This is a genomic window from Mesorhizobium vachelliae (genome assembly GCF_033977325.1).
Classification (GTDB): Bacteria; Pseudomonadota; Alphaproteobacteria; order Rhizobiales; family Rhizobiaceae; genus Mesorhizobium; species Mesorhizobium vachelliae.
The window spans coordinates 167,804-181,926 of record NZ_JAVIIR010000008.1; the positions used below are offsets into that span (position 1 = coordinate 167,804).

A 14,123-nucleotide genomic window follows, 5' to 3' on the forward strand; every position below is an offset into this window, starting at 1 on the left:
ATGGAAGGCATGATCGGCGACAGCTATGCCTCCACATACTCCGCCAAACTGACGCCTTTCGGCACGTCCAACCCGTCAGCACGCAAGCCTTCTATATGGAAGCGGATTGCATCGCGGATTTCGGTTTCCACCTCAGCGACCGTAGCGCCGGTCGCGATGCAGCCAGGCAGATCCGGCACATAAGCGGAGAAATTGTCTCCCGCTTTCTCAATGACTACAGCATAACGCATGCCATCACTCCTTCAGGCCGGACTGCTTGAGGATGCTGTTCAATGTCCCTGGTGCAACCTCTTCAGACGGCTTGCCGGCCACGGTGACGCGGCCGGCTTTGATGTTGTGCTTATATTGGCGATGGCTGCCTTTGGTTGCAACCAGATACCAGCCATCGGCTTCCAGCATGCGAATGACTTCGCGGACTGTCAGCCGTGGCGGCGGCATTGGCTCTCAGCTGCAGCCGCTCGTCGAACCACACGTGTCGCACTTCTCGCAGGTGCCGTTCCGCACCATGGTGAAGTTGTGGCACTCGGAGCATTCGTTGCCGGTGTAACCCTGGAGCAGCGACTGCTGGCGCCTTGTCGCGGCGAGCTTCTTCGCTTCTGCCGCCTCGTTGGCCGCGGCGTCGGTGAATAAGGCCTCAGTGCCGCCGGCGGCTTCGGCTTCTTCTTCCACCATATCCTCGGCCAGTTCCCGGGCGCGCTCCTCATAGTCGCGCTTGTAGGCAAGCGCCTCGTCGCTGGCCGGCTTCAGCGCCAGCACGTTGGAGCCGGCGAAGGCGGTGGGCGCTGCGCGGGCAGGGGCTGTGGTCGACGTTGAGCCGCCAAAGCCCTTGGGCTCGCTACCGATGCCCGAAACCAGCTTCACCGGCGAGGCGCCGCGATAGAGGCCCTTGGAGAAGGGCGTCGCCTTGCCTTCGGTGATGCCGCGGCCGAGCGCCGTCTTGTCGAAGTCCGACTGGTCGACATGGGCGAGGTCGTGGCGGCCGAGATAGGAGACGGCGAGCTCGCGGAACACGTAGTCGAGGATCGACGTGGCGTTCTTGATGGCGTCGTTGCCCTGCACCATGCCGGCCGGCTCGAACTTGGTGAAGGTGAAGGCCTCGACATATTCATCGAGCGGCACGCCATATTGCAGGCCAAGCGAGATCGCGATGGCGAAGTTGTTCATCATCGCGCGGAAGGCAGCACCTTCCTTGTGCATGTCGATGAAGATCTCGCCGAGACGGCCATCGTCGAACTCGCCGGTGCGCAGATACACCTTGTGACCGCCGACGACGGCCTTCTGCGTGTAGCCCTTGCGGCGGTTCGGCAGTTTTTCACGATCGCGGTAGAGGCGTTCGATGACGCGCTCGACGATCTTTTCCGTCACCTGGACGGCGCGCTGCGCGGCGGGCGCGGCAATCAGCTGCTCGACCGCCTCGTCCTCATCCTCGTCGTCATCGGCGAGCAGGGAGGCGTTGAGCGGCTGCGACAGCTTCGAGCCGTCGCGATAGAGCGCGTTCGCCTTCAGCGCCAGCTTCCAGGACAGCATGTAGGCGTTCTTGGCGTCCTCGACCGTCGCCTCGTTCGGCATGTTGATGGTCTTGGAGATGGCGCCCGAGATGAAGGGCTGGGCCGCGGCCATCATCAGGATGTGGCTCTGGATCGAGAGCGAGCGCTTGCCGATCTTGCCGCAGGGGCTGGCGCAGTCGAACACCGGCAGGTGCTCGGCCTTGAGGAAGGGCGCGCCTTCGAGCGTCATGGCGCCGCAGACATGGATGTTGGCGGCATCGATGTCCTTCTTCGAGAAGCCGAGCGCCGGCAGCATCTCGAAGGAGAAGTCGCCGAGCTGCTCGTCGGTGAAGCCGAGCGTTTCCTTCACCCAGTCGGTGCCGAGCGTCCACTGGTTGAACACGAACTTGATGTCGAAGGCCGACTTCAGCGCAGCGTTAAGCGCTGCGATCTTCTCGTCGGTGAAGCCCTTGGCCTTCAGCGAGCCGGGGTTGATGCCGGGCGCCTGGTTGAGGTTGCCGTGGCCGACGGCATAGGCCTCGATCTCGGCGATCTGGCTTTCGGAATAGCCCAGCGTGCGCAGCGCTTCCGGCACGGCGCGGTTGATGATCTTGAAGTAGCCGCCGCCGGCGAGCTTCTTGAACTTCACCAGGGCGAAGTCGGGTTCGATGCCGGTGGTATCGCAATCCATGACGAGGCCGATCGTGCCGGTTGGCGCGATCACCGTCGCCTGCGCGTTGCGGTAGCCGTGCTCCTCGCCGAGCTCGATGGCGCGGTCCCAGGCGGCGCGGGCATGCTCGGCCAAAGCCTGCTGCTTGAGGTCGGCGGCGACGAGCGGCACCGGATTGACGGCGAGCTTCTCGTAGCCGTCCTTGTCGCCGTAAGCGGCGCGGCGGTGGTTGCGCATGACGCGCAGCATGTTCTGGGCGTTGCGGTCATAGTCCGGGAAGGCGCCGAGCTCGGCGGCCATCTCGGCCGAGGTCGAGTAGGCGACGCCGGTCATGATCGCGGTAAGTGCTGCACAGATCGCGCGGCCCTCGTCGGAGTCGTAAGGAATGCCCGAAGTCATCAGCAGGCCGCCGATATTGGCGTAGCCGAGGCCGAGCGTGCGGTAGTCGTAGGAGAGCTTGGCGATCTCCTTGGACGGGAACTGCGCCATCATCATCGAGACTTCGAGCACGATGGTCCACAGGCGAACGGTGTGCTCGTAAGCGGCGATGTCGATCGTGCCGTCTTCCCTGCGATAGGGCAAAAGGTTGATCGAGGCGAGGTTGCAGGCCGTGTCGTCGAGGAACATGTATTCCGAGCACGGGTTGGAGGCCCGGATCGCGCCGGCGGAGGCGCAGGTGTGCCAGTCGTTCATCGTCGTGTTGAAGTGCAGACCCGGATCAGCCGACGCCCAGGCGGCGTAGCCGATCTTTTCCCAGAGGTCCTTGGCCTTCAGCGTCTTCAGCACCTTGCCGTCCTTGCGGGCGGTGAGCTGCCAGTCGCCATCGGCCTCGACGGCGCGCAGGAAATTGTCCTTCAGCGACACCGAGTTGTTGGAGTTCTGGCCGGAGACGGTGAGGTAGGCGTCCGAATCCCAGTCGGTGTCGTATGTGTTGAACGCCATCGAGGTGTAGCCCTGGCGGGCGAACTGGATGACGCGGTAGATGTAGTTCTCCGGCACGGCATCCTTCTTGGCCGCCTTGATCTCGCGCTTCAGCGCGGTGTTCAGCGCCGGGTCGAAGCAGTCGTCGCCATCGCCTTCGCAATTGACGCAGGCCTTCATGATGGCTTCGAGGTGCTTCTTGACGATCTTGGAGCCGGTCACCAGCGAGGCGACCTTCTGCTCCTCATTGACCTTCCAGTCGATGAATTGCTCGATGTCGGGATGGTCGGCGTCGACGATGACCATTTTTGCCGCGCGTCGCGTCGTGCCGCCCGACTTGATGGCGCCAGCCGCGCGGTCGCCGATCTTGAGGAAGCTCATCAGGCCGGACGAGCGGCCGCCGCCGGACAGCTTCTCGCCTTCGCCGCGCAGCATCGAGAAGTTCGAGCCGGTGCCGGAACCGTATTTGAACAGGCGCGCCTCACGCACCCACAGGTCCATGATGCCGCCCTCGTTGACAAGGTCGTCCTGCACGCTCTGGATGAAGCAGGCATGCGGCTGCGGATGCTCATAGGCCGACTTCGACTTGGTCAGCTTGCCGGTGAAGGGATCGACATAGAAGTGGCCCTGGCTCGGGCCGTCGATGCCATAGGCCCAGTGCAGGCCGGTGTTGAACCATTGCGGCGAGTTCGGCGCGACGCGCTGGGTGGCCAGCATATAGGCAAGCTCGTCGCGGAAGGCGCGCGCGTCTTCTTCCGACTTGAAGTAGCCGCCTTTCCAGCCCCAATAGGTCCAAGTTCCGGACAGCCGGTCGAAGACCTGGCGGGCATCGGTCTCCGAACCATAGCGCTCCGCCTCGGGCAGCTTGGCGAGCTCGGCCTCGTCGGCAACCGAACGCCACAGGAAGGAGGGGACGTCATTCTCCTCGACCTTCTTCAGCCGCGCCGGCACGCCGGCCTTGCGGAAATACTTCTGGGCCAGGATGTCGGCCGCGACCTGGCTGAACTGCGCCGGCACATCGATGTTGTCGAGGCGGAACACCACCGAGCCGTCGGGATTCTTGATCTCCGACAAGGCCTTGCGGAATTCGATCTCCGCATAGGCTGATTGCTCTGGCTTGGTGAAGCGACGCTCGATGCGCATTGGTCCGGTCCCTTTGTGTCTATATATAGCGCTTTTCCCCAGGGATTTCTGCCCCGTATGGCGAAAAGCGCAGTCCGCCGTTTGCCGGCACCGCAGGCGACGCCGGCATTCTCCTCGTCGCGGGCGCCGCCATGCGGACAGCAAAACGCCTTGCCGGACATTTGCCCGGGCTGCAGGCCGACCCCCGCGGGTCCCTCAAACTGAAACTTTGGTCGATTCCCTCGGAAGAGGGAGGTTCACACTATCTAGGGTCCAGCCTGCCTGCAAACACTAAATATAGTGTTAACAGATCATTTTTTCCAGGCCGACAATTCTCCCTTTCGCCCACCCAAGCCCTAATAATCCCAACGCTTCCGCCGGCCTCGTGAACGGGCGGAAATGTGGGCAAAACGCACAAAATCCGGGAAAAAAGACCGGCCTCTGAACTCTCCGGTCACGCCCGCAACAGGAGCGCATGGCCCATAAAAAGCGACTCGTTCGGACCCGTCAAGGATTCGTTTTTGTAGCTTTTGTGACCCCAACATCTTGTGTGTCACACATGTGGATAACGGGGACATAAGAAGCCCGGGTTTGCAGGCACTTGACGCGGTTTTTCAGGTCGCCGCCAAGCGTGTCGGGCAGCGGCTTTTCATTTTAGCTGGCTTGCACTATCTGTTGCGTTCGCGCGGGGGCGCGCCTTGTCAACACCAAAAGCATCCGCTACGCCCCGCTCATGACAGTTACCGTACGTTTCGCCCCATCGCCGACCGGCCGCATTCATATCGGCAATGCGCGCACCGCGCTGTTCAACTGGCTTTTCGCCATGAACAACAAGGGCCGTTTCATCCAGCGCTTCGACGACACCGATATTGCCCGCTCGAAGCAGGAATATGCCGATTCCATTCTCTACGACCTGCATTGGCTGGGCATCTTCCCGGACGTCACCGAGTACCAGTCGCGCCGCTTCGATATCTATGACGCGGCGGTCGAGCGGCTGAAGGCGGCGCGCGTGCTCTATGCCTGCTACGAGACGCCGGAAGAGCTCGACCTACGCCGCAAGGTGCGCCGCACGCGCGGTCTGCCGCCTGTCTATGGCCGCGAGGCGCTGACGCTGACGCCGGAACAGGTCGCCGAATACCAGTCGGACGGACGCAAGCCGCATTGGCGCTTCCTGCTGCCCAACTTCACCAGCGATCCGCTGCAGCCGGAGCGCACCGAAGTGCATTGGAACGACCTGGTGCGCGGCGAGGAGACGGTCGATCTCGCCTCGCTGTCGGACCCCGTCCTGGTGCGCGAGGACGGCACCTATCTCTACACGCTGCCCTCGGTGGTTGACGATATCGAGATGGGTGTCAGCCACGTCATTCGTGGCGACGACCATGTCACCAACACCGGGGTGCAGATCGCCATCTTCAAGGCGCTGGGCTCCGAGCCGCCGGTCTTCGGCCATCACAATCTGCTCACCACCGTGTCGGGCGAGGGGCTGTCGAAGCGCACGGGCGCGCTGTCGATCGAAAGCCTGCGCGAGGACGGCATCGAGCCGATGGCGGTGGCGTCGCTGGCCGTGCTCGTCGGCACGTCGGAGAATGTCACCGCCGCGCATGACCTCAATGAGCTTGCCGGCCATTTCGACCCGGCGGCGACGTCCAAGTCCGCCTCAAAATTCGACCCGGACGAGCTCTTCGTGCTCAATCGCACGCTGATGCATCACATGCCGTTTGAGGAAGCGCGCGACCGGCTGATCGTGCTTGGCGTTTCCGGCGACAAGGCCGAGCCGTTCTGGCTGGCGGTGCGCGGCAATCTCGACCGCCTGTCGGACGCGGTCGCCTGGTGGCGCATCCTGAACGAAGGTCCGCAAGAGCCGGCCGACTTCTCCGGCGAGGACCGCGATTTTCTCGATCAGGCGTTTGACGTCCTTCCCGAGGAGCCCTGGAACGGCACGGTCTGGAAGGACTGGACCGGCAAGATCAGGGAAGCGACCGGGCGCAAGGGCAAGTCGCTGTTCATGCCGCTCAGGCTCGCGCTTACCGGGCGGACTTCGGGGCCGGAGCTTTCAGATCTATTGCCGCTGATGGGTCGGGAAGGAACGCTGGCCCGACGACCCTGACCCTGCGCTGATCCGGCGGCAGCGCCGAGACCGGCGACACCGGCGCCTTGGCGGTCAGCCGCTTGATCGCGTCCAGGTCGAGCCCGCCTTCGGCATTGGCGAGCGTTTCGGGATCGGCGCCCGGATCCGGCTTCACCGCCGGCACGGGGATGAAGGGCACCATTCTACTCTCCGGCTGCGACTGTTCGGGATTGGGCGGGTTGCCGCCGATGATCGTGAAATTGCCGTTGCCAGCCTGCGGGTTGCAGCCGCAACTCGGCGGGCGTGAGTAATTGGCCTGCTTGTAGAGATAGGCGGTCGGCAGCGCGCTGTAGGGTTGCCCGGTGACCGAGGAGGTCATCGACCCTGAATCGTCGTCCATTCCGCGGGAATAGAAGACCTGCATCTCGGTGCCGGGGCAGCTCGATTCGCAATTCTTCTGGTCGCGCTCGAAATCGCCGACGGAAGCGGCGTTGGACATCGGGAAGAAATAGCCGTCGCAGGTGCGCACGCACATCGTGTGGAACTCGCCGCCCGGACTTGGCAGGTCCATGCCGTCCGGCTGGTTAATGACGCGGCGGATGTTGCGCACGCTCGGATCGTCAAGCGGCACCTCCGCGGTGTCCGGGCCGTCGGCAGCCTCTGGCGTTTCCAATTGCTGGTCCTGGCGGCCGAAAAGCTGCTCGAACAGATTGCCGGCGCCATTGTCGCGGGAAGCCTCCTGAAGCGGCGCATGGCTGGGCGGAGTCTCGTCGCCGCGGCAGTTATTGGCATCGAGCGCCGCGAGGATGCGGCCGCGGTCGCGCCGCGTGCCGCCGGCGGCCAGCCGCTCGCGCTTGGCCTGCAACGTGTCGAGATTGGCGTTCATGCGCGCTATCGAGGCATTGATCGCGGCGCATTGGCTGACATTGCGCGAAAACAGCGTGAAGCCGCAACCGGCGTCGCTTGCCCGGCCGCGGGCCTTGGCAAGCTGTTCGCGCTGCCTGTCGATCGCGTCGTCATATTTGCGCACGATGCCCGGTCCGCCGCCGCCACCGCGCGTCGCGGCGAGTTCGGCTTCGAGCTGCCGGCATATGCGAGAGGCCGCCTGGGATTCGGTGACAGCTGAACCTGCAAGCGCAGCAAGCAGCGCCGCAAGATGCATCAGCCTCAACCCCTTCATCCGCCTGGAATCCCGATTGCCTTGGCCGGAAGGCTACCGCGTTCGTGGTTAACTGTTCCCTAGTTCAGGTCGACAAGCGCCTGTGCCTTGTGCGCGGCCTCGACCACGGCAAGCGCGGTCATGTTGACGACGCCGCGCGAGGTCACCGACGGCGTCAATATGTGCGCGGGCTTGTCGGTGCCGAGCAGGATCGGTCCGACATGCAGCGCATCCATCATGGTGCCCAGCGCCGTCAGCGTGATGTTGGCCGAATCGAGGTTCGGGAACACCAGAAGATTGGCTTCGCCCTTCAACCTGGAATGCGGATAGACGCGCTGGCGCAGATGTTCCGAAAGCGCTGTATCGGCATGCATCTCGCCGTCGCATTCAAGATCGGGCGCGATGCGCGCCAGGATCGCCGCGGCCTGCCGCATCTTGAATGCGGTCGGCGCGTCACGCGAGCCGAAATCCGAGAACGAGAGCAAGGCGGCCTTGGGTTCCATGCCGAAACGCCTGATCTCCTCCGCCGCCAGAACGGTCATCTCGGCGATCTCCTCGGCCGTCGGATCGATGGAGACATAGGTGTCGGTGAGAAAGATGATGCCTCGCTGCGAAATCAGCATGGAGAGCGTCGACAGATCGCGGTCCTTGACGCCGGCGCGCGGCCCGATGATCAGCGAGACATTGCGCAGATGCCGCTCGAAGCGGCCTTCGAGCCCGCATATCATGGCATCCGCATCGCCACGCCTCAGCGCGAGCGCCGCGATTACCGTATTGTTGGTGCGCACCATGGTGCGGGCGGCTTCCGTCGTCACGCCGCGCCGGCCGGCGAGCTCGATCAAAAGGTCGACATAGTGGCGGTAGCGCGGATCGTCTTCCGGATTGATCAAGGCGAAATCGACGCCCGGCCGGATGCGCAGGCCATAGCGCTTCAGGCGGACCTCCACCACATGCGGGCGGCCGATCAGGGTCGGTTCGGCGATGCCTTCCTCCAGCACCACCTGCGCGGCGCGCAGCACGCGCTCGTCCTCGCCGTCGGCATAGATGACGCGCTTGGCGCTCGATGTCTTGGCCGAGGAGAACACCGGCTTCATCACCAGGCCGGAGCGGAAGACGAAGCGGTTCAGCTTGTCGATATAGGCGGCGAAGTCGGCGATCGGTCGCGTCGCGACGCCGGTGTCGCAGGCAGCCTTCGCCACCGCCGGCGCGATGCGCAGGATCAGGCGCGGATCGAAGGGCGAGGGGATCAGGAAATCGGGACCGAACATCGGCGTCTCGCCGGAATAGGCGCGCGCCGCGACATCCGACGGCTCCTCGCGGGCAAGGGCGGCGATCGCCCGCACGGCCGCCATCTTCATTTCCTCATTGATGGCGCTGGCGACGCAGTCGAGCGCGCCGCGAAAGATGTAAGGAAAGCACAGCACGTTGTTGACTTGATTGGGAAAATCCGAGCGGCCGGTGCAGATCATGGCGTCCGGCCGGGCGGCACGCGCCACTTCCGGCATGATCTCGGGATTGGGATTGGCCAAAGCCAGGATCAGCGGTTTCGGCGCCATGTGCTGCAGGAGCTCCGGCTTCAGCACGCCCGCGGCGGACAGGCCGAGGAAGACGTCGGCGCCCGGAATGACATCTGCAAGCGTGCGCGCCTCGGTGTCCTTGACGTAGGGGTCCTTCCAGCGGTCCATTTCCTCGATGCGGCCCTTATGCGCGACCCCGAAACGGTCTGTGACCCAGATGTTCTCCACCCTGGCGCCGAGCGAGACCAAAAGATTGAGGCAGGCAAGTGCGGCCGCGCCCGCGCCGGAGGTGACGATCTTGATGTCGGAAATCGTCTTGCCGGCCAGTTCCAGTCCGTTGAGCACCGCGGCGGCGACGATGATCGCGGTGCCATGCTGGTCGTCGTGGAAGACCGGAATGCCCATGCGGGCCTTGAGCCGCTCCTCGACCTCGAAACATTCCGGCGCCTTGATGTCCTCGAGGTTGATGCCGCCGAAGGTCGGCTCGAGCGCGGCAATGGTCTCGACCATGCGCTCGATCTCCGGCGCGTCGATCTCGATGTCGAAGACGTCGATGCCTGCGAATTTCTTGAACAGCACCGCCTTGCCTTCCATCACCGGCTTGGAGGCGAGCGGGCCGATATTGCCGAGCCCAAGCACGGCGGAGCCGTTGGAGACGACCCCGACGAGATTGGCGCGGGCGGTGTAGTCGGCGGCGGTCGCCGGATCATCGCGGATCTCGAGGCAGGGCGCGGCCACGCCCGGCGAATAGGCAAGGGCCAGGTCGCGCTGGTTGCCGAGCGGCTTCGTCGCCTGGATCTCGAGCTTTCCCGGTTTCGGATGCTTGTGGAAAAAGAGGGCGGCCTCATCGAGGTCCGACTTGGCCGTTTTCTTGTTCTCGCCGTCCATTCCGGCCCTCCCTCTGTTCCTGATCTGGAGCCTTTTAGCATGCGCCGGAGAATTTTCGCGACGGCAAATAGCGAGCTCCGGCCTTCACAATGCCGGAGCGAAAATAACCGATCGATTCCAGATGGTTGGCTGGAGAGCCTCAGACGCGTTGGAGCGGTGACGGTCAGAACGCGCTGACGTAGAGGCCACCGTCGACCGGGATGTTCTGGCCGGTGAGATAGCCGGCATGGACCGAACAGAGGAAGGCGCAGATCTGGCCGAATTCCTCCGGCGTGCCGAGGCGTTTTGCCGGCACGTCGGCGCTGATGCGGGCCTTGCGCGCTGCGGCCGCGGCAGGGTCTTCCGGAGTGCCGGCCTCGTGTGGACCGCGCAGACGGTCGGTATCGAGCTTGCCGGGCAGCAGGCTGTTGATGGTGACGTTGTGGTCGATGACCGTGCGCGCTACGCCCGCGAGGAAGGACGTCAGGCCGGCGCGCGCGCCGGACGACAGGTCGAGGCCGGGGATCGGTACATAGACCGACAGCGAGGTGATGTTGACGATGCGGCCGAAGCCGCGCTTGGCCATGCCGTCGATCACCGCCTGGATCAGCTCGATCGGCGTGACCATGTTCTGCGTCACGCCCTCAAGGATCTTGGCGCGGTCGAGCTCGCGGAAATCGCGCAGCGGTGGACCTCCATTGTTGTTGACCAGGATGTCGGGGTCCGGGCAGGCGGCGAGTATCGCTTTCTGCACCTCGGGCTTCGACACATCGCCGGCGACTTCGATCACCTTGACGCTGAATTTTTCGCGGATTTCGGCGGCGGTCTTGGCCAGAAGCCCGGCGTTGCGGCCGTTGACGACGAGGTCGACGCCGGCTTCGGCCAGCGCCATCGCGCAACCTTTTCCAAGTCCCTTGCTCGAGGCGCAAACGATGGCCTTCTTGCCGCGAATGCCGAGATCCATGGTGATTTTCTCCTGATGCTTTGGTCGCGCAAGCTAGCGCCTGGGCTGGACCAACCGCAACCGTCATACGGTTGTTGCATGAATCGGGGCATAGGCACGCGAAAGCAAAGGGTAAAATCGTGATGTCGGACCCAGAGCCCCGCACTTTTCGCGCAATGTTCATTTCCGATGTGCATCTCGGCTCGAAAGCGGCCAAGGCCGATTTCCTGATCGATTTCCTGCGTTATCACGACGCCGAAATCATCTATCTGGTCGGCGATATCGTCGATGGCTGGCGGCTGCGGCGCAGCTGGCACTGGCCGCAGAGCCACAACGACGTGGTGCAGAAGCTGCTGCGCAAGGCGCGCAAGGGCGCTTCGATCACCTATATCGCCGGCAATCACGACGAGTTCGCGCGCCAGTTCCAGGGCGTGCATTTCGGCGGCATCGTCGTCGCCGACCGCGCGATCCACGAGACCGCGGACGGCCGGCGCCTGCTGGTCATCCATGGCGACCAGTTCGACACGGTGGTGCACAATCAGCGCTGGCTCGCCTATCTCGGCGACTATGCCTATGACACGGCGATGCTGATCAACCGGGTGGTGACGAAGCTGCGTCACCTGCTCGGCCTGCCTTACTGGTCGTTCTCGTCCTGGGCCAAGGTCAAGGTGAAGAAGGCGGTGAACTTCATCGGCTCGTTCCAGACGGTGCTTTCGGAAGAAGCGCGGCGCTCGCATGTCGATGGTGTGATCTGCGGCCACATCCACCATGCCGCGATCGAAAGCTATGGCGATGTGCAGTACATCAACACCGGCGACTGGGTGGAAAGCTGCACAGCGGTGGTCGAACACTTCGACGGCCGCATGGAGATACTGACCTGGGCGCATGTTCTGCCCGAATCTTCGGCCGGCAAGGACGTGTTGGTGCCGGTCGACATCATCGACCTCAAGGGCAGGGCTGCTCAGGCGGCCTGAACGCCGCCACCCGTCCCGGTTCAGCCTGCCGCCTTCGTTGCGCTGACACAGAGAGAGCGCGCGCCGCGCTCGCTCCCAAGCGGCGCGTCTTCAACAGCTTTGCTCTTGTTCGATTGGTCCAGACAGTTCCGCCGCGCTTTGCCGCATGTTAGGGATCGAGACGCGTTGCAGGCTGTCGATTGCAGCGTAATTGGATCGATTCATGTCGCTGCCGCCCCTGTCGCCCGAGCAACTCGTCAAGCCCAGCCATTTCGAACTGCGCATGAGCCTGATCTTCGCAACCTTGTTCGTCTCGCAGGGCACGCATCTGCCTTATTTTCCGCTCTGGCTGCAGGCGAAAGGTTTTCATGCCGAGCAGATCGCGGTCATCCTGGCTGCGCCGATGTTCCTGCGCGTGATGACGACGCCGATGCTGACGGCGCTTGCCGACCGGGCGAAGGACCGCGCCAATGTCTACATCGTTCTGGTCGCGGCCTCGATGGTTGTCTCTGCCGGCTATTTCCTGCCGGCCACCTATGTGATCGTGCTTGCCGTATCGCTTTTGCTGACGATCGTCTGGACGCCGCATTCGCCGATGGCCGATTCGCTGGCGCTGTCGGGCGTGCGCCGCTTCGGCTCGAACTACACGGCGATGCGCAAATGGGGCTCGATCTCCTATCTCGGCGCCAATGTCGCGGGTGGCTTCATCCTGGCGGCCGCGGGTCCGCAGGCAGTCCCGGCGATCATCGTCATTTCGCTCGGCGCGGCGCTGGTCGCGGCAGTGGCGGCGCCGCGCATGGGACGGCCTCGCAAGGCCTCGCCGCTGTCGGCCACCGAGATCCAGCATAAGGCGCCGAGCCTCTTCAACGCCTATTTCCTCTATTTCACGCTCGGCGTCGGCATCATCACCGCAAGCCACGCCTTTCTGTACGGCTTTGTGTCGATCTACTGGAAATCGATCGGCATCGGCGATTCCGTCGTCGGCCTGCTGTGGGCCTGGGGCGTGGTCTCCGAAGTTTGCATGTTCCTGTTTTTCAATCGTATTTTTGCTTCGGTCTCGGTCGTCAGGGTGATGGTGATCGCCGGTATCGGCTCGATCGTGCGCTGGGTCGCCTTTCCGCTCGTGTGGCCGCTTGGTCTTGGCGTCGCCGGCTTCTTCCTTGTCCAGTCGCTGCATTCGGTTTCGGTCGCCATGGTGTTGATCGGCCTGCAGAAGATGATCGGCGAGACGGTTTCCGAAGAGCGCACGGGTGCGGCGCAGGGCATCGCCTATTTCTTCAACGGCTTCTTCATGGCGGCAGTGACGCTCGTGTCCGGCCCGCTCTACGACCGCCTGGGCGTCGACGGTTTCTGGGCGATGATCCCGATCGCGATCATCGGCGTGGTGCTGATAGGCCTCGCTTCCCGCTCAGCCCCAAAGCAACCTGTCAGGCGGTGAGACGAGCGACCCCTGGTAGACGAGGCCAGGCTCGCGATCACGCGCAAGCAGCAGCGGACCGTCGAGGTCGACGAAGTCGGCATCCTGGGCCAGGAGCACCGCCGGCGCCATGGCGAGCGAGGTGCCGACCATACAGCCAACCATGATGCCGAAGCCGAGATCGCGCGCGCGGTCGCGCAATTTCAACGCCTCGGTCAGGCCGCCGGATTTGTCGAGCTTGATGTTGACGGCGTCGTAGAGGCCGACCAGCGCGCCGAGGTCCTTCGCCGCATGCACGCTTTCGTCGGCGCAGACCGGCACCGGATGCGCGATCCGGCGCAGGATGTCGTCCTTGCCCGCCGGTAGCGGCTGCTCGACGAGCGCGATGCCATGCTGCGCGGCGAAGGCAAGGTTCGCCTCTACATTTTCGTCCGTCCAGCCCTCATTGGCATCGAGGATGATGCGGCTTTGGGGAGCGGCCTCGGTCACCGCGCGAATCCTCGCCATGTCGTTGTCGCCGCCGATCTTGACCTTGAGCAAAGGCCGCGTGGCATTGGCGCGCGCCTGCGCCGCCATGGTCTCCGGCTCGGCGAGCGACAGCGTGTAGGCGGTTTCCAGCGGCCTGGTCGGAAGAACGCCGATCGCCTCCGCCACCGGCGTGCCGGTCAGCTTGGCTTCCAGGTCCCAAAGGGCGCAGTCGATGGCGTTTCTCGCGGCGCCGGCGGGCATGGCGGCGAGCAGGGCGATCCGGTCGATGCCGGCGATCACCGGTTCGCGCATGGCTTCGATGGCCGCGCGCACCCCTTCCATGGTCTCGCCGTAGCGCTTGTAGGGCACGCATTCGCCGCGCCCGGAACGTCCTCCGTCAGCGATCGTTACGGTGATGACTTCGGCCTCGGTTTTGGATCCGCGTGAGATGGTGAAGGTGCCGGCGATCGGGAATCGCTCCATTTCGACCGAAATGACACGCGCCATAATTTTCTTCTCCGGCTGTGCGAC

Annotated in this window: 10 protein-coding genes; 3 read left to right on the forward strand and 7 right to left on the reverse strand. The window is 63.9% G+C overall.

Translation table 11 applies throughout. The features are described 5' to 3' along the window. Positions 1-23: 23 nt before the first annotated feature. The 3 genes from RFM41_RS18540 to RFM41_RS18550 are packed head-to-tail and all read right to left on the reverse strand — an operon-like array spanning position 24 to position 4,221. Entirely contained in the window at positions 24-230 is a 207-nt protein-coding gene (locus RFM41_RS18540) for a type II toxin-antitoxin system HicB family antitoxin (RefSeq protein WP_320244976.1), read from the reverse strand. Between the two features lie 4 nt (positions 231-234). Next, positions 235-438, reverse strand: coding sequence for a type II toxin-antitoxin system HicA family toxin (locus tag RFM41_RS18545; protein ID WP_430691475.1), 204 nt, complete (start codon positions 436-438; stop codon positions 235-237). Between the two features lie 6 nt (positions 439-444). Next, positions 445-4,221, reverse strand: a complete 3,777-nt coding sequence (locus RFM41_RS18550) for a vitamin B12-dependent ribonucleotide reductase (RefSeq protein WP_320244977.1) — start codon at positions 4,219-4,221, stop codon at positions 445-447. A 712-nt stretch (positions 4,222-4,933) separates the two neighbouring features. Here RFM41_RS18550 and gltX point away from each other — a divergent pair. Next, positions 4,934-6,307, forward strand: a complete 1,374-nt coding sequence (gene gltX / locus RFM41_RS18555) for a glutamate--tRNA ligase (RefSeq protein ID WP_320244978.1) — start codon at positions 4,934-4,936, stop codon at positions 6,305-6,307. Here gltX and RFM41_RS18560 read toward each other — a convergent pair. The 3 genes from RFM41_RS18560 to RFM41_RS18570 form a co-directional block, all read right to left on the reverse strand. Next, positions 6,225-7,448: a DUF2865 domain-containing protein gene (locus tag RFM41_RS18560; protein ID WP_320244979.1), complete on the reverse strand. Its 1,224-nt coding sequence runs from the start codon at positions 7,446-7,448 to the stop codon at positions 6,225-6,227. The two genes, gltX and RFM41_RS18560, sit on opposite strands and share 83 nt — an antisense overlap. Before the next feature lie 59 nt (positions 7,449-7,507). Then, positions 7,508-9,832: an NADP-dependent malic enzyme gene (locus tag RFM41_RS18565; protein ID WP_320244980.1), complete on the reverse strand. Its 2,325-nt coding sequence runs from the start codon at positions 9,830-9,832 to the stop codon at positions 7,508-7,510. Positions 9,833-9,995: 163 nt separating this feature from the next. Then, positions 9,996-10,775, reverse strand: a complete 780-nt coding sequence (locus RFM41_RS18570) for an SDR family oxidoreductase (RefSeq protein WP_320244981.1) — start codon at positions 10,773-10,775, stop codon at positions 9,996-9,998. Positions 10,776-10,930: 155 nt separating this feature from the next. Here RFM41_RS18570 and RFM41_RS18575 point away from each other — a divergent pair, with 155 nt between their 5' ends. Beyond that, positions 10,931-11,728 carry a UDP-2,3-diacylglucosamine diphosphatase gene (locus RFM41_RS18575; protein WP_320244982.1) on the forward strand — a complete coding sequence of 266 codons (798 nt, stop codon included), beginning with the start codon at positions 10,931-10,933 and terminating at the stop codon, positions 11,726-11,728. Positions 11,729-11,930: 202 nt separating this feature from the next. Beyond that, positions 11,931-13,145 carry an MFS transporter gene (locus RFM41_RS18580; protein WP_320244983.1) on the forward strand — a complete coding sequence of 405 codons (1,215 nt, stop codon included), beginning with the start codon at positions 11,931-11,933 and terminating at the stop codon, positions 13,143-13,145. On the opposite strand, the gene dgcA is transcribed toward RFM41_RS18580, so the two are convergent. Further along, positions 13,116-14,099 (reverse strand): N-acetyl-D-Glu racemase DgcA, encoded by a 984-nt coding sequence (dgcA, locus tag RFM41_RS18585; protein ID WP_320244984.1) that lies wholly within the window; start codon positions 14,097-14,099, stop codon positions 13,116-13,118. The genes RFM41_RS18580 and dgcA overlap by 30 nt on opposite strands. Between the last annotated feature and the right edge of the window lie 24 nt (positions 14,100-14,123).

Bases quoted from the DNA above. Each gene is read 5' to 3' on its own strand.
- RFM41_RS18540 (WP_320244976.1), bottom strand. From the start codon at position 230: ATGCGTTATGCTGTAGTCATTGAGAAAGCGGGAGACAATTTCTCCGCT.
- RFM41_RS18545 (WP_430691475.1), bottom strand. From the start codon at position 438: ATGCCGCCGCCACGGCTGACAGTCCGCGAAGTCATTCGCATGCTGGAA.
- RFM41_RS18550 (WP_320244977.1), bottom strand. From the start codon at position 4,221: ATGCGCATCGAGCGTCGCTTCACCAAGCCAGAGCAATCAGCCTATGCG.
- gltX (WP_320244978.1), top strand. From the start codon at position 4,934: ATGACAGTTACCGTACGTTTCGCCCCATCGCCGACCGGCCGCATTCAT.
- RFM41_RS18560 (WP_320244979.1), bottom strand. From the start codon at position 7,448: ATGAAGGGGTTGAGGCTGATGCATCTTGCGGCGCTGCTTGCTGCGCTT.
- RFM41_RS18565 (WP_320244980.1), bottom strand. From the start codon at position 9,832: ATGGACGGCGAGAACAAGAAAACGGCCAAGTCGGACCTCGATGAGGCC.
- RFM41_RS18570 (WP_320244981.1), bottom strand. From the start codon at position 10,775: ATGGATCTCGGCATTCGCGGCAAGAAGGCCATCGTTTGCGCCTCGAGC.
- RFM41_RS18575 (WP_320244982.1), top strand. From the start codon at position 10,931: ATGTTCATTTCCGATGTGCATCTCGGCTCGAAAGCGGCCAAGGCCGAT.
- RFM41_RS18580 (WP_320244983.1), top strand. From the start codon at position 11,931: ATGTCGCTGCCGCCCCTGTCGCCCGAGCAACTCGTCAAGCCCAGCCAT.
- dgcA (WP_320244984.1), bottom strand. From the start codon at position 14,099: ATGGCGCGTGTCATTTCGGTCGAAATGGAGCGATTCCCGATCGCCGGC.